Genomic DNA, 21,052 nt, shown 5'->3' on the forward strand with positions numbered 1-21,052 from the left:
TTCTACTCGGGCTTCATGTTCTCGTAGATGCGCTTGCAGTCGGGGCAGACCGGGAACTTCTCCGGGTCGCGCCCGGGCAGCCACTTCTTACCGCAGAGCGCCTTCACGGGCTTGCCGCTGATCGCGGACTCGAGGATCTTGTCCTTCTTCACGTAGTGCGAGAAGCGCTCGTGATCCCCCGGCTCGATCGTCTCCTGCTCGAGGAGCTCCTCGAGCTCGCGGTCGAGGGTGTCGGTGCCGCCGCCCTGCGCGGGCCGGCCGGGGGCCTGTTCGATGCTGAGGATGACCATGCGCCCAGTCTACTTTTCCCGCGCGCGGGAACCGGCGGCCGGCTGGCGTCCGTCACGGTCCTCAGTGGCGCTGCGCGAACGCCAGCAGCTCGGGGCCGCGCCGCTCGAACACCCGTCCGCCGCCGGCGACGCCCGCGACGAGCGTCACGATGCCGATGCCCAGCCCCACAACGAGCGACCAGATCGGGTACGCGCCCCCGTGGACGAGCCCCATCCAACCGAGCCAGGCGGACGGGAGGGCGAGGACGACCGTCGCGAGGAAGGAGAGCGTGGGCACCGTGGATCCGCCGGCGCTCACGCTCTGCGGCGCGTGGAACGGGCTGTCCCCGGGCCGCGACGCGGGATAGGGGAACCGCGCGGAGAAGAGCGAGGCGAGCCCCATGCCGACGAGCAGTACGCCGCCGCTGACCCCGATGACGGAGGGCAGGACCGATGCGTCGCCGAAGCCGAGCGCGCTGAGCGGCGCGCCGATCGCGACGAGCGGGACGCCGATCGCGAGGACCGGCACGAGGCGGCCGACGCGGTCCGCGACGCCGCGGATGCCCGAGACGACGTGCAGCCAGACTGCGGTGTGGTCGTGCGCGGTGTCGTTGTGCGCGCTCCAGCCGAGGAACAGCGCCATCACCGGCAGGGGCACGAGGGCGAGGACGTGCGCGTCCACGTCCACGATCACGAGCGGGATGAGGAGCACGAGCGGGAGCACGGGGATCAGCACGAGCGTGGCCCGGTACCGCGGGTCGCGGATCCAGTAGGTGACGCTCCGTGCGGCCACCGCGCCCGCGGGCGTGGCGCCGAAGCGGCCGAACCAGCCGAGGCCGTCCTGCACGCGACCGCCGCCGGCGCGGTCGGGTGCCGTGAGGGCCCACGGCACCAGGCGGATCCAGGCGAGCGCCAGGAGCGCGGCGGAGGCGACGGCCACGAGCAGCATCCCCGCGGCCGCACCGCCGTCGCCGGCGACGGCTGCCGCGGGAGCGGACCAGGCCGCGCCGAGCGGGGTCCAGGCGATGGCACCCAGCACGCCGCGCACGGGACGGAGCCCGTCGTCGAGGAGGTCGGCCTGCGCGAGCGCGATGACCGCGGGCACGAGGAGCACGGCGACGAGGCCGGCTCCGAGGCCGGTCGCCTCGCGCGCCCGCCGCGTGCTGAGCAGCACGAAGGAGAGGACGGTGCTGATCCGGGCGACGAGCACGCACGTGACGACCGCGGCGCAGGTGGAGACCACGGCGACGAGGGCCGTGAGCGGGTCGCGGGCCCAGGTGACCACGGTGGTCAGCGCCACGACCACGAGGACCGCTCCCGGGACGCTGACGGCGGCGGCGGCGGCCAGCGCCACGGCGAGTCGCCGGGGCTCGATGCCGTACGGCGCGAACCGGCGCGGATCCATGGCGTCCTGGCTGCCGAGCACGAGCGGCACGACGAGGCACCCCAGGACGACGAGCGCGCCACCTGCCACGACGACGTCCCGCGCGGATGCGACGTCCGCGTCGCGGAGACCCGCGAGCGCGCCGACGGCGAGCACCGTGACGAGGAGCCCGTAGACGCCGGCCGCGACCAGCCCGAGGACCTGCCAGGGGCTGCGGCGGAAGGCGTTGGCGAGGAGGGCGAGCCTCAGTCGGAGAACGAGTGCAACCACGAGAACCCCTCCGCCGTGCGTCGACCGCCGGCCAGCGCCACGAAGCGCTCCTCCAGCGAGCGGCCCGCGCGGACCTCGTCCATGGTGCCCGCGGCGAGCACACGGCCGTTGACGATGATCGCGACGTGGTCGCAGATGCGCTGGATGAAGTCCATGCCGTGGCTCGACAGCACGACCGTGCCGCCGTGCGCCACGTAGTCCTGCAGGATCTCGACCACGTTCGCCGCCGACACCGGGTCGACCGACTCGAACGGCTCGTCGAGGACGAGCATGCGCGGCGAGTGGATCATGGCGCAGGCCAGCGCGACCTTCTTGGTCATGCCCGCCGAGTAGTCGGTGACGAGCCGTCCGACGGCGTCCTCGAGCCCGAATGCGGCGATCAGGTCGGCCGAGCGGCTGCGGATCTCCGCGTCGTCGAGCCCCCGCAGGGCGCCCGAGTAGTGCAGCAGCTGGGCACCGGTGAGGCGGTCGAAGAGCCGGAGTCGGTCCGGCAGCACGCCGATGCTCCGCTTCGCGGTGAGCGGGTCGGCCCAGACGTCGATCCCGTTGACGGTGACGGTGCCCGCGTCGGGCCGGAGGAGACCCGTGACCATGGACATGGTCGTCGTCTTGCCCGCGCCGTTCGGGCCGACGATGCCGTAGAAGGAGCCGGCGCGGACGGTGAGCGCGATGTCGTCGACGGCGACCTTCTCGTCGAAGCGTTTGGTCAGGCCGTCGATGACGAGGACGTCGTCCCCGAGCTCCGGAGCGGCGGCGCGGTCGCCGCGCACGGACGGCGTGAGGGCGGTCTCGGCGACGCCCGCGAGGCCGGGCCGGGTCGAGCGCGGCGCGGTGAGGCTGTCGGTGCGGACGGTCACGGTGCGGGCGGGCTCGGGATCCGGACCGGGTGCCGGCTCGTCGTCGTCCGCGACGGACGCGGTCGCGGTGACGACCCCGACGACCGGCTCGGACGCCGCGAGGGGATCCGCCTCGACGGCGGGCTCCGCCTCCGGCTCCGGCGCGGAATCCGCCTCGGGCTCGTCCTCCGCGACGACGTCCTGCTGGGCATCGGGCAGGTCGACGGGACTGGAGGCCGGCTCGATCATGAGGTCGGGCTCGCGCTCGGCCTCGGTGGACGCTTCCACGTCCGGCTCCGGCTCATCGACGTCCTCGTGAGCCACCCGCTCCGGATCCGTCGCCTCGACGTCCGCGGGGACGTCCGCCTCGGCAGCCGGCGGGGACGCACGCGGTCGATCCGCGGGATCCGGTGCCGCGTCGTCGTCCGGCGGGGCGACGTGCTGCTCCACGACGGCGTGCACGGGCTCGACAGCGGGCTGCGGATCAGCGTCCGTGAACATGCTGCTGAGCTCCGTCAGACCGTCGCGGTCCGGCCGCGTGGCCTCGGGACCGTCCTGGGGCGCCGCATCCGGATCCTTGACGGGAGTCGCAGCCGAGCCCGCGGTGGAGCCCGCCGCCGTCTCGTCATCGACCGGGCCCGGTGCCGTGCCGCTCCCGGCGCCCGGGGCGACCTCGGCGCTCCCCGCCGCACGCTGCACGCGGGTGCGCCGCCGGACGCGTGGAGGACGTGACGTCGTGGCCGCGCTGCCCCCATCGCCCTCGGCTGCCGCGGCGGTCGACCGCGACACGGGCGCGACCACGGAGGTCGGCTTCACCCGGGGCGGCGTCGGCGCCACGATGACGGCGGGCGCGGTCCGCGGCGACGGCGCGGTGGCACGACGCGGGACGCGCTGACCGGGGCGCGGCGGTCGCGGCGGGGCGGCCTCGGCGACCGTGCCCGTGGCCTCGGGCTCGGCAGGGGCGGCGTCTGCCAGCGGCTCCTCGGCGGGGAGCGATGCAGCGCGATCCGTGTGATCCCGGGGCTCCGCGGAGGAGTCGGACGTGGCGTCGGTGGGGGTCGTCTCGTCGGGGGCGTCGGTCACGGCCCCACGTTAGCAAGGCGGTCCTCCGTGCCCGGTGCGGCGTCCTCGGAGGTCCGCGCACGAGGTCGGGTCGACGGCGGAGGAGGGCGGGACGGGACCGCGGTCGGAGGCCGTCCACATCACGAAAGGGACACGACCCCACCCTGGATCCCGCCTATTTCCCCACCTGCGGCCTACGATAGGGGAGACATGACGGCGTGTCGAACAGGAAACCCGCGAGTGAAGTCCCGGCGAACCCTCGGTGCCCGAGGGCCGCTGGTCGGGCTCGACACCCCGCATGGAACGGAGAACACATGACGACGCAGGTAGTCATCCTGGCGGCTGGCATGGGCAGCCGACTCGGACGCAGCCTCCCCAAGCCCCTCACCGAGCTGAGCGACGGCCGCACCATCATGGGCCAGCAGTTCGACAACATCCGCTTCGGCCTCGGCGACGACGCCCGGGTCAGCATCGTGGTCGGCTACAAGCTCGACCACATCATCGACGCTTTCCCGGACGCCGACTACATCTACAACGAGCAGTACGACCAGACGAACACGTCGAAGAGCCTGCTCCGCGCACTGCGCGCCTCGGCACCCGGCGGCGTCCTCTGGATGAACGGCGACGTCGTCTTCGACCCGATGATCCTCCGCCGCGCCGCCGCGATGATCGCCCGCGACCAGTCGTTCGTCACGGTCAACACCTCCCGCGTCTCCGACGAGGAGGTCAAGTACACGACCAGCCCCGAGGGCTTCATCCGCGAGCTGTCCAAGACGGTGAAGGGCGGCCTCGGCGAGGCCGTCGGCATCAACTACGTCTCCACGGCCGACAAGCCCGTCCTCATCCGCCAGCTGGCCCGGGTCGCCGACCAGGACTACTTCGAGCGTGGAATAGAGTTGGCGATCGAGCAGGACTCCCTGCTCGTCGAACCGGTAGACATCTCCGACCTGTACGCGGTCGAGGTCGACTTCGCAGAGGACCTCGAGAGGGCCAACCTCTTCGTCTAGACCGCCTCGGGGATGCTGATGCAGAGGATCCCCGTCGTGCGCGATGCCGCCAGCCCCGGTCGCGCATCCCGCACCCCCGTCGCCCGCTACCGCCGGTCGCTCTGGCTCCTCACGACGCGAGACCTGAAGGTCCGCTACTCCACGAGCGCGCTCGGCTGGTTCTGGTCGATCCTCGACCCGCTGGTCATGTCGGGCATCTACTGGTTCGTCTTCACCGTCGTGTTCTCGCGCGACGTCGGCGAGGAGCCGTACATCGTCTTCCTGCTCGCGGCGCTCCTCCCCTGGATGTGGTTCACGGGCGCGACGAGCGACTTCACCAGGGCGTTCAGCTCGCAGGCCAAGCTCGTCCGCTCCACGCGGATCCCGCGCAGCATCTGGGTGCTCCGGCTCGTGCTCGCGAAGGGCTTCGAGTTCGTCGCGAGCCTCCCGGTCCTGGCCGTCTTCGCGATCGTCGCGGGCGCCCGACTCGACGTACTTGTGCTGCTGTTGCCGCTCGCCGTGCTCATCCAGGCGGCGCTGCTCCTCGGCATCGGGCTGATCGTCGCGCCGCTCGTCGTGTTCTTCCGCGACCTCGAGCGCGCCGTGAAGCTCGTGCTGCGCTTCCTCTTCTACGCCTCCCCCATCGTCTACTCGTCGAGCGACCTGCCCGCCGACCTGCACCCCTGGGCCGCGCTCAACCCCCTCACCGGCATCTTCGGCCTCTACCGCGCGGCGTTCTTCCCCTCCGAGCTCGACTGGTACGCGGTCGGGGTGAGCGCGGCCATCTCCGCGGTGCTGGTGCTCGTCGGCTCGCTGGTCTTCCGGCGCTCCCTGCCCGCCGTGCTGAAGGAGATCTGATGGGCGCGTCGCACCCGGAGCCGACCGACCGGACCGTCCTCGCGGTCGAGGACGCGGGCATCCGCTTCCGTCGCAACCGCAAAGCCAGACGGAGCTTCAAGGACCTCTTCGCCGGATCGGCGCGCCGCGCCCGTCCGGGCGAGTTCTGGGCGCTGCGCCACGTCTCCTTCGAGGTGCGGGCGGGCGAGGCGATCGGCGTGGTCGGCAGGAACGGCCAGGGGAAGTCGACGCTCCTCAAGCTCGTCGCCGAGGTGCTCATCGCCGACGAGGGGTCGATCGGCGTCCATGCCGGCGTCGCACCGCTCATCGAGATCACGGGCGGCTTCGTCAACGACCTGACGGTGCGCGACAACATCTACCTCACGGCGGGTCTCCACGGCATGTCCAAGGCGGAGATCGACGCGCGGTTCGACGAGATCATCGCCTTCGCCGAGATCCCGGACTTCGTCGACACCCCCTACAAGCACCTGTCCAGCGGCATGAAGGTGAGGATCGCGTTCGCCGTGATCTCGCGGCTCGACGAGCCGGTGCTCCTCGTGGACGAGGTGCTCGCCGTGGGCGACCGGGCCTTCCGGGAGAAGTGCTACCACCGGATCGAGGAGATGCTCGCGGAGGGGCGCACGCTCTTCTTCGTCTCGCACAACGAGCGCGACCTCCGCCGCTTCTGCACGCGCGGCCTGTACCTCGACAAGGGCGCCCTCGTGCTCGACGGCCCCATGGACCAGGTCATGGACGCCTACAACGCCGACCACAACCCGCCGGACTCGAGCGGTTCCTGAGGCGAGTCGCTCCCCTCCTCCCCAACCCCGCCCTTCCACAGGCCCGCGGCCACGCACGTCGCACGCCGCGCCTACCGTGCACGCATGCTGCGACCGGTCCCTCCCCTGCCCACCCGTCCCGACCCCGAGCCCGCGTACCGCGTGCCGTGGCACTTCGACCGCACGCTCGAGCGGCCGCGCTTCGCGCTGGTCAACGTCGGCGACGAGGTGCTGCACGCCATCTCGCTGCACCTGCTCGGGTCCGGCACCATGCTGTCGCGCGCTCCCGTCACCGTGCGTCCCGGAGAGCGCCTGTCCACCACCATCCGCGGAGACGACCTGGCGCTCGACACGATCCTCGTGGTGCGCTGGTTCCGGCCGGACGGAGGCGAGTACCTGTGGCGGGTCAGCTTCTGACGGGCGTGGTCCCGCGCCGGTCGCGCTCGCGCTCCAGGCGGATCAGCTCGGCGGGCGAGTCCCCGTCGTCCTGCGGGAGCATGTCCGCCGTGAGGCCCGTCACCAGCAGCCCCGCATCCACGTCAAGGCCGCTCGCGATCTTGATGATGTTGCGCAGGCTCGGGTTCCGCTGGCCGCGCTCGATCTTGCCGAGGGCGGTCCAGTGGATGCCGGAGAGCTCCGCGAGCGTCTCCTGGCTGATGCCGATGCGCTGGCGCTGCTCGCGCACGCGGGACCCGAACTCGGCGGCGGCGTCGGAGACGGTGGTGACCATGTCACATGCCTATCCGCCACATGGAGGAATGACCAGAGTCCCGACGCCCCATGCGCATGTGCCCGCACCTCAGCGGATAGGCCCGATCGCGCGTTTGCATCCGGAGGACGACGAGGGGGACGAACGGCGGAGGCACCCCGCGTAGGCTCGGAGCATGAAGGACGCCTCCGAGCTCGACCCGACCGTGGCCACCGGCATCGATCGTCTCCTGTCCGTGCAGCGCCCCGTCGTGCTCGCCCACATCCGCTCGATCCGGGCCCGGCACCCCGAGGCGTCACCCGACCGCATCATCGCGATCCTCGAGAAGCGCTTCCTGGCCGCCGTCACCGCGGGTGGTGCCGCCGTGGGAGCGAACGCCGTCATCCCCGGCGTCGGCACCGGCGTGTCCCTCGCGCTCACGGGCGTGGAGACGGCCGGCTTCCTCGAGGCGAGCGCCCTGTTCGCGCAGTCCATCACGGAGGTGCACGGCATCACCGTCGAGGATCCGGCCCGCGCCCGGGCGCTCGTGATGACGATGATGCTCGGCGCCCCGGGCGCGCAGGTCATCCAGCAGTTCACGGGCCAGTTCTCCGGCCAGCCCGTCGACCGGAACGCCAACTGGGGCCGGGCCATCACCTCGGGCCTGCCGTCGTTCGCCATCGGCCCCATCGCCGACCGCATCAAGCGCGCCTTCATCAAGCGCTTCGTCGTGAACCAGAGCGCGAGCGCCATCGGCCGGGCCGTCCCGTTCGGCATCGGCGCCGTGATCGGGGGTGCGGGCAACCGCATGCTGGGCAGCAAGATCGTCGCGAGCTCCCGTCAGGCCTTCGGCCCCGCCCCCGCCGGATTCCCCGACGAGCTCGCGGTGCCGGAGCGGAAGCCGCGCGTGATCCGCGTCGCCGAGAAGAAGGCCGCCAAGGGCTGACGGCCCTCCGCGCGGCGGTCGGACGTCGCGGCCGCGAAGGGCTCAGGCCTCTTCGTCCTCGTCGTCGACCGGGTCGTCGGACGGCGGGACCACGTCGCCGTCCCGTGCGTGCAACGCCGCATGCCGCTCCCACTCCCCCATGAGGTGCTCGATCGCCTCGTGGAATCGGGCTGTAGCGGCCCCGGGAGAGGTGTCGCCGAAGTAGTGGCGGACCCACGCCGCGAGCCGGCGGTCGGCCGCCGCGTCCTGCTGCAGCGCGTCCAGCCGGGTGACGATGTCGCGCGCGTCGTCCGCGGTCAGCCACTCGCAGTCGGACAGGTACCCGTCGGTGTCGATCTGCGCCTCGGGGCGCACGGGGCGCGTCACGAGGAGCGGGCGCCCGGCCGCGAGCCGGTCGTAGACCATGGCCGAGATGTCGACGATGGCGAGGTCCGCGGCGGACAGCTGCCAGGCGAGCTCGCGTGACCGGTCGACGACGTGCTGCGCCGAGGGATCCTGCGCGTTGGCCCGCTCGAGCATGGTGGCGATCTCGCGGTTCGCGCGCGCGTACTCGGGATCGACGACGCCCGACCGCGGGTGCGGTCGGTAGACGATCCGATGCCGCCCGGTCACGATGAGGTCCCGGACGAGCGGCACCCCGTGCGTGGCGATGGAACCGTACGCGGCGGCGGCGCGGTCCCCCTCCCAGGTGGGGGCGTACAGCACGACCGTGCGGTCGTCGGGCGCGTAGGGCAGCTCGCCGGAGTAGTGGTCCGCCTGCGGCCGGCCGATGGGGATCGCGCGGCGGTCGAGGTCGTAGTCCCAGAGGACCTTGCCGAGCCGGGCGCGAGCGGCATCGCCCGCGATGAGGCTGTAGTCGTACGCCTTGAACTGGTTGGTCGTCATGTACATCTTGTCGGACTCGCCGTGGTTGACGAAGACGTGCCAGCGGCGCCCGTACCGCATCATCTGGAAGTTCCGGGTGTTCTGGTTGACGTAGAGGACGATGCGGATGTCCTGCTCCGCGATGACCTGCTCGAGGTCGGCGACCCGACGCACGTACTCCACCGGGAGGGGGCTCTCGTCGAGGAGCGCGTTGGCCCCGCCCGGGTGGCGGCTGAGGATGACGACCGGATGCGTGCGCGCCAGCTCCACGAGCGGCCGGTACCACTGGCGGATCTGGTACATGTTCACGGCCGAGTCGGCGAAGTACACGGCGATGCGGTACTCGCCCCGGGGCGAGGGGGCGCGGACCGCGAGCTTGCGCTGCAGGGTCCCGCGCGCCCGGCGCTGGCGGACCAGCGAGCGGACAGCGCGCACGCCGAGGCGAGCGTCGTTCAGGAGACCCATGCATCCACCGTAGCCAGCGCTCCCGGCGGCTCCTGACCAGCCCCGGCCGGGGGCGCGGAACGGTGTGCGATCGTGACCGAGCGGGGCGGGATCACGATCAGATGACGGGCGGCCTGCCCGCGCGCGTCATGCGGACGACGGTGCCCCACGACATCGGCCGACGCGGCCCGGGCGACGTCGTCCATCCCTCGCGCCACCCACGCAGCCACGTGCCGAGCCCGTCGCGGTTCCGTGCGCTGCGGATCAGCTGCACCGCCGTCCACGACCCCACGTACACGGGGACGAGCGGCAGCGGCAGGTTGCGCCGTGCCAGCCAGACCCGGTTGCGCGCCGTGAGGCGGTGGTACTCCGCGTGCCGTGTGGGGGCGACGGCGGGGTGGTGCGCCACGAGGTCGCCGGCGTACCAGGCGCGCAGGCCCTGGTCCCAGATCCGCCACGCCAGCTCGATCCCCTCGTGGGCGTAGAAGAACTCCCCCGCCCATCCGTCCGCCGCCTCGAACGCGTCACGGCGGACCACGACGGCGCCCTCCAGGACGGACATCACCGCGCTCGCGCGCGCGGGGTCGCCCTTGCGGATGCGTGGGATCCAGCGGCGCGGTGTGGCGGCGCCCGTCGGGTCGACGATGCGCGGCTGGATGAGCGCGACGTCGTCGGCGCGGCGCATCAGCTCGAGGCAGTCCGCGAGGAACGCCGCGCTGGGGACGGTCTCGTCGTCGTCGAGGAAGAACAGCGTCTCGCCGACGACGAGCGGGACGCCCGCGTTGCGACCCGCCGGGATGCCGAGGTTCTCCGGCAGGTGCAGGCCCCGCACGCCGTCGGGGAGACCCTGGGGATCCCAGCCGTTGCCGACCACGACCACGTCCGTCGACACGCGCTCCTGCCGCAGGACGGAGGCGATCGCGGCCGCGAGTCCCTCCGGCCGACGGCCCTGGCTGAGGATGACCACGCCCACGCGGGGCAGGCTCCCCGTCACGCGGACGTCAGCCGACGGGAGGTGACGATCATCACGAAGTGCCCGACGAGGGCGAGCACCGCGAGCGGCACCAGGACCGCGAGGAACACCCGGTCGGTCTCCGGCTGACCCGCGACGAGGCCGACGAGCGCGACGACGAAGGTCACGATGGTGAGCTCCACCGAGTGGAACATGTGGTGGAAGGGCAGGAACCGCACGATGCGCCGTGCCGTGGCGATCAGGGAGTGCTGGGACGCGACCGTACCGGCGCCGACGGGGGCCTTGGGCAGGTCAGCGGAGGCGCGCGCCACGCGCACCATGTCGTTCAGCGCCTTGTTCAGCACGATGACGAGCGCCAGGGCGAACGCGAGGGTGGTCCACGGCAGGTCGCCGGGTGCCTCGAACGGGTAGACCGCGGCACGGATCCCGAGGGCGAGCGCGATGAGCGTCTCCGTCGAGTAGTGGCCGACGGCGTCGAGGAAGTGGCCGACCGGCGACGACGTGCGGCGCCAGCGCGCCACCTCGCCGTCGCAGCAGTCCACCAGCATCTGCAGCTGGCCGAGGACCAGCGCGAGGGCCGCTCCCCCGATGCCGGGGATCAGGAGCGCGGCGGCGGCCGCCCAGCCCGTGAGGATCATGACGACGGTCACGCCGTTGGCGCTGATCCGGGTGCGCAGGAGCAGCCAGGTGAGGTATGGCGAGAGGTCGCGGAGGTAGAGGTGCGCCGTCCAGTGCTCGGCGTTCGCCCGCAGCCGGACGTCGGGCGGCTGCGTCACCCGACGGAGCTCCGCGATGGAGGAGGGCAGGCCGCGGTCGCCGGTGCCGGGAGCGCTGCTCATCGGCCGGTGTGCCCGTCGAGGTCGTCGGTGAGCTCGAGGAAGCCGAGGACGAACCCGGTGCCCCAGCTGAAGTGGATGGACGGGAGGACCGCCGCGAAGCGCAGCATCGTCGCGGCGCCGTCCCGGGAGGCCACGGATACGGTGCTGATCAGCACGAAGCCGGCGTAGACGCCCGGCGCGACGAACGCGCCGACGAGGCGGCGCAGTCCCGGCATGCCGAGCGCGGCGCCGACGAGTCCCGCGGTGCCGAGGACGAGGCCGGCGGCCACCCCGGCGACGGCGACCGGCGGCACGAAGTACCGCACGGAGTTCTGACGCGTGTAGCGCCGCGCGAGCTCCCCGCGCCAGAGCCCGGTGGCGAAGAACTGGCGGATGAGCGAGCGGAACGTGGAGCGCGGACGGTAGGTGACCTTCATCCGCGGCGTGAACCAGACGAGGCCGCCGCTCTGCCGGAGCCGGCGGTTGAGCTCCCAGTCCTGGCCTCGACGCACGCCCTCGTCAAAGAGCCCGACCTCGAGCAGACGCTCGCGACGGAAGGCGCCGAGGTACGCGGTCTCCGCCGGCCCCTCCTTGCCGCCGACGTGGTGCGCGGTGCCGCCGAGCCCGACCCGGGCGCCGTAGGCCCGGGCGACAGCCTTCTCGAACGGCGTCCGGCCCTCGGCCGACATGAGTCCGCCGACGTTGTCCGCGCCCGTGGCGTGCAGCGTCTCCACCGCGATGCGCGTGTAGTCGCGCGGCAGGAGCGAGTGCGCGTCGACGCGGATGACGACGGGGTGGCGCGTGGCGCGGATGGCCGCATTGAGGCCGCCCGGCGTGGATCCCGTGGGGTTGTCGACGCTCGTGATGCGGGGATCGGCACGCGACATCTCGCGGACGACCTCGGTCGTGCCGTCGGTGCTCGGACCGAGCGCAAGCACGACCTCGAAGTCGCCGGCGTAGTCCTGCCGCATCATGCTGTCGACGGCGGCACGGACGTGGGCCACCTCGTTGAGGATCGGCATGACGTACGAGACGGCGGGGAGGTCGCCGGGGCTGCCGGCGACGGGGTCGCGTCGCGGGTGGTGCGCCATCTGAGCCGATCTCTTGAGGGAGGTGCGGCCGGGGCCTGTCGGGGGCCGAGCCTCGCAGGAGTTTACCAGCCTCCCCGTCGGCCGCCCGCCGGTCGCGGACGACGAAGGGCGGACCGGCGTCCGCCGATCCGCCCCTCGCGATGCGCCCGACTACTGCTGGAGCGTGCCGAGCTTCACGTCGACCTGCTGCTTCTGCCCACCGCGGATCACGGTGAGCTCGACGTCGCTGCCGCCCGCGAGGGCACGCACCTGTGCCGTCAGGTCGCTCGCCTTGCTGATCGGGATGCTGCCGAACGCGGTCACGATGTCGCCCTGCTTCAGCCCCGCGGCGGGCGCCGCCCCGCCGCTCTGGACCTCGGCGATGAACGCGCCGCCGACGGGAGTCGAGGAGTCACCCTTGGCGACGTCGCGGACGCTCGCCCCGAGGAGCCCGTGCGACGCCTTGCCGTCCTGGATGATCTCCTGGCCGACGCGCTTCGCCAGGTTCGACGGGATGGCGAAGCCGACGCCGATGCTGCCGGCGGTGGAGCTGGTGCCGCCCGCGTTCGCGATGGCGACGTTGACGCCGATGAGCTTGCCGTCCCCGTCGAGGAGCGCGCCACCCGAGTTGCCGGGGTTGATGGCCGCGTCGGTCTGGATGACCGCGAGGTTGATCGACGCGGCGGCCTGGCCCTGGGCCCCGGATCCGCCCTGACCGCCCTGCCCACCCGATCCGCCCTGACCGCCCGATCCGCCCTGGCCCTCGTTGCCGAACGGCCAGAAGTTGAAGGGCGTCTCGTCGCTCTGGCTGCCGTCGCCCGGGGTCGTCGGCGCTGCCGAGGACGCGACCTGGATGCTCCGGTCGAGCGCGCTGACGATCCCGTCGGTGACGGTGCCGGAGAGGCCGAGCGGGGCGCCGATGGCGATGGCGGTGTCGCCGACGTTGAGCTTGGACGAGTCGGCGAAGTCGATGGGCGTGAGGCCGCTCGCGTCGTCGAGCTTGATGACCGCCAGGTCGACCACGGGATCCGTGCCGACCAGCTTCGCCGAGTACAGGGCGCCGTCCGCCGTCTTGACCTGGATGGTGGCGTCGCCGGTCTGGCCGTCGAGCGTCACGACGTGCGTGTTGGTCAGGACGTAGCCGTCGCTGGAGAGGATGACCCCGGAGCCCGTGCCGCCGGCCTGAGCGCCCGCCACGTCGATGGTGACGACGGATCCCGAGACCTTCGCGGCGACGGCCGTGATGGGCGTCGCGTTGTCCGGGTCGTTGACGGTGATGTTCGCGGGAGACTGGCTGACCGCCTCGGTGGAGGCGTCGTCGTGCGCGATGGCCCAGGTCGTGAGCCCGCCGGCGGCACCGCCGATGAGCGCGCCGACGGCGAGCATGGCGACGAGGGGCAGGGCCTTGTTCGTCTTCTTCTTGGGAGGAGCTGTCGTGGTACTGCCGACCGGCTCGTGACCTTCGGCTGCGGGACCAGCGAGCGGCGCGGTCGCGGTGTGATCCGTCGGCGCGTTCGAGCCGTAGGCCAGGGTGTCCCGCTGGTCCGGGTTCGTGGGCGCGGGGTGGGATGCGGCGGCGGGACCTGCGGGCGCCGGCCAGGCGGATCCGCCGTCACCGGGCTGAGGGGCGGTGGACGACGGTGCCTCCGTCGAGGAGCGCTCGGCTCGGCCGTCGACCTCGCGGCCGCCCTCGTGCTCGTCTTCGCCGTGGCTTCTGTCCGTCATCGGTGGTGCTCCTCTCAGGTCGTGCCAGCATTCAGGGCGAGTCTGAGCGTTCCCTATGGCAGCGCTGACAGCGGACCGCCCGCCAGGTGACGGGAGGACGTCGGCAGCTCAGGCCCGGAGTTGCTCGGCTCGCATGCTGCCACGAGCGTACGCGGCCACGGCGTGCGCGCCGCTCGGGGTCACGCCGTGCGACTCGTCGTCCGCGACCTCTCGCCAGCTCGGACGGGAGTCAGCACCCGGGTCCGGCGTCGCGGGTCCCGCACGCACCCCCGACCAGCACCGTCGACCCCTGGAGGACGCGAAGCGTGACCGGACCCACCTGCACCGGGAGCGTGCCCGGGATCTGCTGCCACCCACCGCCGTCGAAGCGGTAGCTGGGCGAGTACGCGATCGTCAACGTCACCTGCCGGACACCGACGCTCGGATACACGTGACTCGTGTCCGTCGCCGTGGAATCCTGCTGACCCAAGGCCTTCCACGACGACCCCGGACCCTCGACCGTGCTGCTCGTGCCGTCGCCGTGATCCCACGTGAACGACACCGGCACGAACCGCACCTGCGCCGGACGACCCAGCAACGTCCCGCCGACCACCTGCGTGGTCGCATCGGTGAACAGGTTCACCGGTGCCCCGACGATCGCCCACCCGTTCGGCTGCGACCGGATCGACGCATCCCGCGGCACGAACTGGGCCACGTCCGCCAGCGACACCCCTGGTGTCGCCGCGACTACCGGAGCCGGATCCGCGGGCTTCGTCGGCGCCTTCGCCGGCGGCAAGAACGCATGCTGCCCGTCCGAACACAGACCCCCACCCGCCAGGCGGGCACTGGGCTGGCACGGCGCGTCCACGTCCGCAGCCAACCGACCCCGCGGCACCGGAGGCGGCGGCGCCGGTTTCGCGACACGTGGTTCTGCTGTCGCCGAGGCCTGCCCCAAGTGGTCGGCGACGTCGTCGGAGGGCGACCCTTCCGTGGTCGTCTCCGCTCGGAGTTGGACTTCCCCCATGCCGACGGCACCGGATGAGCAGGTCGGCATACGCGTGTATCCGATTCCGCAGTAGCCGTCGGCCGCTTTGCTAGCCGACGCCGGGACGACGACGGTGAGCACGACCGCGACGATGAGTATCGACGGGTAGCTCAGTCGCATGCGCGCGTGTCCTCGTTGCGGACGGAGTCACTGATGCGCCAGGAACCGTCGGCGATCTTGACTGCCTTCATCTGCAGGGCCACGGCGGCATCACGTTGCGGCGTCACATCGTTGCCCTGCTCGTCCAGTGTCCTCGTCCCGCTGATGTCGAGGCAGGCTTGTGCGGTCATGTACTCCGAACCCCGCGCGTCAGAGCCTCGATCCGTGACTCGGAAGCTCCGGGACATCGCTTTGCCGATCACCGTCTGATGGTTGTCCGCGCTGTACTTGAGCGAGTCAAGCTCGCCTTGAAGAGCGGACCCTGTGAGCAACGGAGTCAGGTCCGCCTCGGTCTCGCTGCTGAGATCAATCCCGACGAAGCGCGCGAACAGATCTTGGAACGCCTGGTCGTCCTGCGGCTCCTGCGTCAGGGACGGGGCCGGAGCGGGTGCCGGTGACGGCGCAGATGAGAGCGCGCATCCCGCGAGCAGCTGGCTCGTGACGAGGAGGGCCAGCGACAGCGCTGCCGCTCCTCCTCGACGTCGCGACGGTATGAGCGGTTGCTCGTGCAAGATCGTCTCCCCGGTCCGTAGGTGACCCGCGCGGAAAAGGAGGCGCGAGAGCGCCGGGCGTCGCGGGTCCCGGAAAGGTAGCCGGGGCAGGGCGAACAGGGTTGCATCGGTCCACACCGCCCGAAGATCGCGCGGCGCTGTCGCCTGTGAAGGGAGGAGCGAGCGCGGGATGATGGGCGCATGACGATTCCCGGTGCGTGGGTGCGCGCGGCCCGAGGGGCGATGCTGGTGACGCCGGACGGGTTCCCGAGCACCACCGTGTTCGCGGAGATGAGCGCGCTGGCCGCGGCGACCGGCGCGATCAACCTCGGCCAGGGGTTCCCGGACGAGGACGGGCCCCGCGAGGTGCTCGAGGCGGCGCGGGCGGCGATCTCCGCGGGCATGAACCAGTACCCGCCGGGCCGCGGGACGCCCGAGCTGCGGGAGGCGGTCGCCGCGCACCAGGGGCGCTTCTACGGTCTGGCCGTCGATCCGGACACGGAGGTGCTCGTCACCGCCGACGCGACCGAGGCCATCGCCGCGACGCTACTCGCGCTCGTCGAGGAGGGCGATGAGGTCGTGACGCTCGAGCCGTTCTACGACGCGTACGGGGCGCTCATCTCGCTCGCTCGCGGGATCCACCGGACCGTGCCGCTGCGCGCTCCCGACTTCCAGCCCCGGCTCGACGACCTCCGCCGGGCGATCACGGACCGCACCCGCGTGATCCTCCTCAACGACCCGCACAACCCCACGGGGACCGTGCTCAGCCGCGAGGTGCGGGAGCTCGTCGTCGAGCTCGCCATCGCCCACGACGCGGTGATCGTCACGGACGAGGTCTACGAGCACCTCGCCTTCGACACGCCCCACGTGCCCGTCGCGACGCTGCCGGGTGCGCGGGAGCGCACGGTGACCATCTCCTCGGGCGGCAAGACGTTCCTCACCACGGGGTGGAAGGTCGGCTGGCTGACCGCGCCGGCGCCGCTCGTGTCGGCGATCCTCGCGGTGAAGCAGTTCCTGACGTTCGTGAACGGCGCGCCGTTCCAGCCCGCCATCGCGACGGGGCTCGCGCTGCCCGACGAGGTGTACGACGGCATCGCCGACGACCTGCGGCGCAAGCGCGACGTCCTCGCCGCGGGGCTGACCGCCGCGGGCTTCCGGATCCACCTCCCCGCGGCCGGGTACTTCATCGTCGCCGACGCGGCCCCGCTCGGCTTCCCCGACGCCCGCGAGCTGTGCCTGCGCCTCCCGGAGCTCGCGGGCGTCGTCGGCGTGCCGCTGTCGGCCTTCTGCCACGCGCCCCTCGCCGCGGAGCACGCGTCCCTGGTGCGGTTCGCGTTCTGCAAGCGGATCGACGTGCTCGAGGAGGCGGCGCGACGGCTCGGCGCGCTGGCGGTCGGGACCGCCTGAGCCGGCACCCTGGTACCGGCGTCTCCTCCGGACGGGGGCCGGAGGGGGGACGCCGCCCCGAGGAGCGCGCCCCTAACGTTGCTTCCGCGGGCGCTGGGCCCGCGCACCCACCCTGAGGAGGCAGCGCGCATGATCGTCGCTGAGAACCTGACCAAGCGCTACGGCGCGAAGACCGCCGTGGACGGCGTGAGCTTCACCGTCCAGCCGGGCATGGTGACCGGATTCCTCGGTCCGAACGGCGCCGGCAAGTCCACCACGATGCGCATGATCGTCGGGCTCGACACCCCCACGTCCGGCTCGGTGACCGTCAACGGCCGCCGCTACCGCAACCTCCAGGCCCCGCTCCACGAGGTCGGCGCGCTCCTCGACGCCAAGGCGGTGCACACCGGCCGGAGCGCCTACAACCACCTGCTCGCCATGGCGGCCACGCACGGGATCCCGCGGACCCGCGTCGACGAGGTCATCGAGATGACGGGCCTGCAGCCCGTCGCCAAGAAGCGCGTCGGCGGGTTCTCGCTCGGCATGGGCCAGCGCCTCGGCATCGCCGTCGCGCTCCTCGGCGACCCGCGCACGCTGATCCTCGACGAGCCCGTGAACGGCCTCGACCCCGAGGGCGTCATGTGGGTGCGCAACATCACCCGCTACCTGGCCGGACAGGGACGCACCGTGCTCCTCTCCTCGCACCTCATGAGCGAGATGGCGCAGACAGCCGACCACCTCATCGTCCTCGGGCGCGGTCGCGTGCTCGCCGACGCTCCCGTCGCCGCGGTCGTCGCGGGAGCCACGAGCGGCCTCGTCCGCGTCCGCTCCCCGCACGCCGACCGGCTCGGCCAGGCGGTTGCGCGACCCGAGGTCGTGGTCACCAGCGTCGAGCGCGACGTGATCGAGATCACGGGGCTGACGGCCGCGCAGGTCGGCGACGCGGCGATGTCCGCCGGGGTCGTCCTGCACGAGCTCACGCCCGTCACCGCGTCCCTCGAGGACGCCTACCTGTCGCTCACGCAGGGCGACGTCGAGTACCACAGCGCCGCAGTCGGCACGACCGAGCAGGAGATCGCACGATGACCGCCACCAGCACGACCTACGCGCCCGCACCGGTGACGACGGGCCGGCCCACGCTCCCCCGCCTCATGCGCTCCGAGTGGATCAAGCTGCGGACGCTGCGCTCCACCGTCTGGTGCTTCGCGCTCGTCTTCCTCCTGCTCGCCGGCTTCTCCGCGCTCTTCACGCCCTTCGTCGTGGACCAGCTGCGGGATCAGCTCTCCCTCCCCGGTGTCCCCGCATCCGACCTGCTGATCCAGGTGGGCCTCAGCGGAGTGACCCTGGCGATGCTCGTGGCGGGCGTGCTCGGGGTGCTGGTCATCAGCGGCGAGTACTCGACCGGCATGATCCGCTCGTCCTTCAGCGCGGCGCCCCGTCGGCTCGACGTGATCGCCGCGAAGGCGATCGTCTACACGGTCGTCACGTTCGTCGTGACCGCCGTCGCGGTGGCCGCCGCGCTCCTCATCGCCCGCGGGTACTTCGCGTCGGCGGGCGCGGAGGTCGACGTGCTCGACGGCGACTTCCTGCTCGCGGCCCTCGGCGGCGTGCTCTTCGTCGTGCTCATCGGCCTGATGGGCTTCGGCTTCGGCCTGCTGCTGCGCAACGGCGCGGCGGGGATCGGCGCCCTCGTCGGCCTCGTGCTCGTCGTCCCCATCGTCGGCCAGCTGCTCGGCGGCGTTCTCGACTGGGTCGCGGACCTCGCGCCGTACTTCCCGCTCAGCGCCGGCAACCGGCTCTACAGCACCGCCACCGGGGCGCCCGGCGAGCTCGAGTTCTGGCAGGCGCTGCTCGTCATGGTCGCGTGGGTCGCCGTGATCCTCGTGCCCGCGCTGATCCTCGCCAAGAAGCGGGACGCCTGATCGACGCGGGCGGGAGGGCGCCGTCGGGCGCGGCGGACACCGCCGCGCCCGACGGCGTCCGCCTGCCCACCCCACCCGGCGCGGTCCGGGGGTGGATGGCGCGGCATCCGCGGGTCGTCGACGGCGCCATCGCGATCGCCTACACGCTGCTGTCGGTGAGCGCCGCCCCCGTGGTGGGCAGCCGATCCTCCACCATCCCCGGGGGCGTGGCGCTGGCGGTGCTCAGCATCCTGACAGGCGTGGCGCTCATGTTCCGGCGCAGCCGACCCGTGGCCGTCCTGGCCGTCACGGGTGCCGCGGCCGCCGCGGCGGCGCTCGTGTCCGGGAGGTTCGACGGCGGGGCCATCCCCATCGCGCTCTACGCGCTGGCCGTCTACGGGTCGTCCCGGCGTGCGTGGATCGGGTTCGGGGGCGTGGCCGTCGTCATCGCGGCCGTCACGCCGGCGACAGCCGGCGAGGGTCCCCTCGCCCTGTCGATCGCGACCATGCTGCTGGTGAACCTGATCCTCCCGCTCATCGCGACGCTCATCGGCACCAACGTGGGCGGACGCAAGCGGTACGTCGAGGCGCTGCGTGACCTCGCGGTGCAGCTCGCCCGGGAACGCGACCAGCAGGCGCGGCTCGCCACGGCGGCGGAGCGGACGCGGATCGCGCGGGAGATCCACGACATCGTCGCCCACGGGATCACCGTGATGGTGACCCTCGCCGACGGGGCGGCCGCGAGCGCCGTCGCCCGGCCGGAGCTCGCGCGCGACGCGATGCGCGAGGTCGCCGAGACCGGTCGCACGTCCCTCTCGGAGATGCGCCGGATGCTGGGCGTCCTCGCCGAGGAGCCCGGCGCGGGCGACGCCGCCCCGCCGTCGCTCCGCGCGCCCCAGCCCGGGCACGCCGACCTCGCCGCCCTCGTCGACTCCTTCCGCTCCACCGGCCTCCCGGTGCGCTTCACCAGCACGGGCGCGCCGCCCGACGACCCGGGGCGCCAGCTGGCCGTCTTCCGCGTCGTGCAGGAGTCCCTGACCAACGTGCTCCGCTACGCGCCGAACGCCGACCGGGTCGAGGTGCGGGTCGACCACCGGCCGGAGGAGATCACCGTCGAGGTGACCGACGACGACCTCACGGGACCCGTCGTGCCACCCGTCCCCGGCAGCGGGCGCGGCCTCGTGGGCGTCGCGGAGCGCATGGCCGTATACGGCGGCACCGCCACCGCCGGGCGCCGTGAGACGGGCGGCTGGCGCGTGCTGGCCACCATGCCCAGCGGGCTCCACGACGTCCGGCCGGGCGACGTGTCCCGGACCGCCGACCCGACCGACAGCCCCCGCGTCCAGGAGGACCGTTGACCGACACCAGCTCCCCCGTCCGCGTCCTGATCGTGGACGACCAGGCGCTCGTCCGCATGGGCTTCCGCATGGTGCTCGACGCCGAACCCGGGATCGAGGTGGTCGGCGAGGCAGCCGACGGCCGCGCGGCCGTGCAGCGCACGGGCGAGCTCGCCCCGGACATCGTGCTCATGGACGTCCGCATGCCCGGCATGGACGGGATCGACGCCACGGCCGAGATCGTCGCCCGGCACCCGGCGACGCGCGTCATCGTGCTCACCACGTTCGACCTCGACGAGTACGCGTTCGCCGGGCTCCGCGCGGGTGCCAGCGGCTTCCTCGTGAAGGACACGCGGCCCGAGCACCTGATGGAGGCGATCCGCGCGGTGGCCGACGGCGACGCCGCCATATCGCCACGGGTGACGCGCCGCATGATCGAGCTGCTCGGCCCGACGATGCCCGCGACCGGCGGCGCGGCCGGGACCGGCGAGGGCGCGGCCGACCCGCGCCTGCGTCCCCTCACCGCGCGCGAGCTGGAGGTGCTCACGGCGCTGGCCGAGGGGCTCACCAACCAGGAGATCGCGGGACGCCTGTTCCTGTCGGAGTCGACGGTGAAGACGCACGTCGGCCGGGTGCTGGCGAAGCTCGAGGTGCGGGACCGCGTCCAGGCGGTGATCCTCGCGTACGACTGCGGGCTCGTGCGGCCCGGTGCGTGACGGCCGGGCGCATGACGGCCTGCCCTCGGGGTCGCCGACGGCCCGCGCGGCAGGAGAGGATGGACGCCTCGGCCGCTCGCCGGGACG

General features: G+C 72.6%; 21 protein-coding genes. 10 read left to right on the forward strand and 11 right to left on the reverse strand.

Annotation, left to right across the window (positions count from 1 at the left end; genetic code table 11):
- Positions 1–2: 2 nt before the first annotated feature.
- From CMS_RS10415 to CMS_RS17945, 3 genes are all read right to left on the reverse strand, one after another.
- Entirely contained in the window at positions 3–290 is a 288-nt protein-coding gene (locus CMS_RS10415) for a DUF3039 domain-containing protein (RefSeq protein WP_012299418.1), read from the reverse strand.
- 61 nt (positions 291–351) lie between these two features.
- Positions 352–1,923 (reverse strand): hypothetical protein, encoded by a 1,572-nt coding sequence (locus CMS_RS10420; RefSeq protein WP_012299419.1) that lies wholly within the window; start codon positions 1,921–1,923, stop codon positions 352–354.
- A complete protein-coding gene (locus tag CMS_RS17945; protein WP_012299420.1) occupies positions 1,899–3,842 on the reverse strand; it encodes an ATP-binding cassette domain-containing protein in 1,944 nt (647 codons plus the stop codon). Before CMS_RS17945 ends, CMS_RS10420 begins: the two co-directional genes overlap by 25 nt.
- A gap of 293 nt (positions 3,843–4,135) precedes the next feature.
- On the opposite strand from CMS_RS17945, the gene CMS_RS10430 reads away from it, so the two are divergent.
- The 4 genes from CMS_RS10430 (at position 4,136) to CMS_RS10445 (ending at position 6,840) form a co-directional block, all read left to right on the forward strand.
- Positions 4,136–4,828, forward strand: coding sequence for a phosphocholine cytidylyltransferase family protein (locus CMS_RS10430; protein ID WP_012299421.1), 693 nt, complete (start codon positions 4,136–4,138; stop codon positions 4,826–4,828).
- An 18-nt stretch (positions 4,829–4,846) separates the two neighbouring features.
- A complete protein-coding gene (locus CMS_RS10435; protein ID WP_049791923.1) occupies positions 4,847–5,665 on the forward strand; it encodes an ABC transporter permease in 819 nt (272 codons plus the stop codon).
- Complete coding sequence (locus CMS_RS10440; RefSeq protein WP_012299423.1) at positions 5,665–6,444, forward strand: ABC transporter ATP-binding protein; 780 nt, start codon at positions 5,665–5,667, stop codon at positions 6,442–6,444. The genes CMS_RS10435 and CMS_RS10440 overlap by 1 nt, the downstream gene beginning before the upstream one ends.
- Positions 6,445–6,528: 84 nt before the next feature.
- Entirely contained in the window at positions 6,529–6,840 is a 312-nt protein-coding gene (locus CMS_RS10445; protein WP_012299424.1) for a hypothetical protein, read from the forward strand.
- Here the strand turns inward: CMS_RS10445 and CMS_RS10450 are convergent.
- On the reverse strand, positions 6,830–7,153 hold the full coding sequence (locus CMS_RS10450) for a helix-turn-helix domain-containing protein (protein WP_012299425.1): 324 nt from the start codon (positions 7,151–7,153) through the stop codon (positions 6,830–6,832). The genes CMS_RS10445 and CMS_RS10450 overlap by 11 nt on opposite strands.
- Positions 7,154–7,307: 154 nt before the next feature.
- Here CMS_RS10450 and CMS_RS10455 point away from each other — a divergent pair, with 154 nt between their 5' ends.
- Complete coding sequence (locus tag CMS_RS10455; protein ID WP_012299426.1) at positions 7,308–8,057, forward strand: hypothetical protein; 750 nt, start codon at positions 7,308–7,310, stop codon at positions 8,055–8,057.
- A 42-nt stretch (positions 8,058–8,099) separates the two neighbouring features.
- Here the strand turns inward: CMS_RS10455 and CMS_RS10460 are convergent, their stop codons facing one another.
- From CMS_RS10460 to CMS_RS10490, 7 genes are all read right to left on the reverse strand, one after another.
- Positions 8,100–9,386, reverse strand: coding sequence for a membrane protein (locus CMS_RS10460; RefSeq protein WP_041464619.1), 1,287 nt, complete (start codon positions 9,384–9,386; stop codon positions 8,100–8,102).
- Positions 9,387–9,483: 97 nt separating this feature from the next.
- Positions 9,484–10,359, reverse strand: coding sequence for a glycosyltransferase family 2 protein (locus CMS_RS10465; RefSeq protein ID WP_012299428.1), 876 nt, complete (start codon positions 10,357–10,359; stop codon positions 9,484–9,486).
- Positions 10,356–11,177: a CDP-alcohol phosphatidyltransferase family protein gene (locus CMS_RS10470; protein ID WP_012299429.1), complete on the reverse strand. Its 822-nt coding sequence runs from the start codon at positions 11,175–11,177 to the stop codon at positions 10,356–10,358. The genes CMS_RS10465 and CMS_RS10470 overlap by 4 nt, the downstream gene beginning before the upstream one ends.
- Positions 11,174–12,247, reverse strand: a complete 1,074-nt coding sequence (locus tag CMS_RS10475) for a glycosyltransferase family 2 protein (RefSeq protein ID WP_041464620.1) — start codon at positions 12,245–12,247, stop codon at positions 11,174–11,176. Before CMS_RS10475 ends, CMS_RS10470 begins: the two co-directional genes overlap by 4 nt.
- A gap of 150 nt (positions 12,248–12,397) precedes the next feature.
- Positions 12,398–13,951, reverse strand: a complete 1,554-nt coding sequence (locus tag CMS_RS10480; RefSeq protein ID WP_012299431.1) for a S1C family serine protease — start codon at positions 13,949–13,951, stop codon at positions 12,398–12,400.
- Between the two features lie 229 nt (positions 13,952–14,180).
- A complete protein-coding gene (locus CMS_RS10485; protein ID WP_012299432.1) occupies positions 14,181–15,095 on the reverse strand; it encodes a hypothetical protein in 915 nt (304 codons plus the stop codon).
- A complete protein-coding gene (locus CMS_RS10490; RefSeq protein WP_012299433.1) occupies positions 15,086–15,646 on the reverse strand; it encodes a hypothetical protein in 561 nt (186 codons plus the stop codon). Before CMS_RS10490 ends, CMS_RS10485 begins: the two co-directional genes overlap by 10 nt.
- Positions 15,647–15,826: 180 nt before the next feature.
- Between CMS_RS10490 and CMS_RS10495 the strand changes: the two genes are divergently transcribed.
- From CMS_RS10495 to CMS_RS10515, 5 genes are all read left to right on the forward strand, one after another.
- Entirely contained in the window at positions 15,827–17,032 is a 1,206-nt protein-coding gene (locus tag CMS_RS10495; RefSeq protein ID WP_012299434.1) for an aminotransferase class I/II-fold pyridoxal phosphate-dependent enzyme, read from the forward strand.
- Positions 17,033–17,161: 129 nt separating this feature from the next.
- The gene (locus CMS_RS10500) at positions 17,162–18,097 is read left to right on the forward strand and encodes an ABC transporter ATP-binding protein (RefSeq protein WP_012299435.1); all 936 of its coding nucleotides are present in this window, start codon (positions 17,162–17,164) and stop codon (positions 18,095–18,097) included.
- On the forward strand, positions 18,094–18,933 hold the full coding sequence (locus CMS_RS10505; protein WP_012299436.1) for an ABC transporter permease subunit: 840 nt from the start codon (positions 18,094–18,096) through the stop codon (positions 18,931–18,933). Before CMS_RS10500 ends, CMS_RS10505 begins: the two co-directional genes overlap by 4 nt.
- Positions 18,934–19,028: 95 nt before the next feature.
- Complete coding sequence (locus CMS_RS10510) at positions 19,029–20,270, forward strand: sensor histidine kinase (protein ID WP_012299437.1); 1,242 nt, start codon at positions 19,029–19,031, stop codon at positions 20,268–20,270.
- Entirely contained in the window at positions 20,267–20,965 is a 699-nt protein-coding gene (locus CMS_RS10515; protein WP_041464621.1) for a response regulator transcription factor, read from the forward strand. Before CMS_RS10510 ends, CMS_RS10515 begins: the two co-directional genes overlap by 4 nt.
- Positions 20,966–21,052: the final 87 nt, after the last annotated feature.

The sequence above is a fragment of the Clavibacter sepedonicus genome (assembly GCF_000069225.1).
Classification (GTDB): domain Bacteria; phylum Actinomycetota; class Actinomycetes; order Actinomycetales; family Microbacteriaceae; genus Clavibacter; species Clavibacter sepedonicus.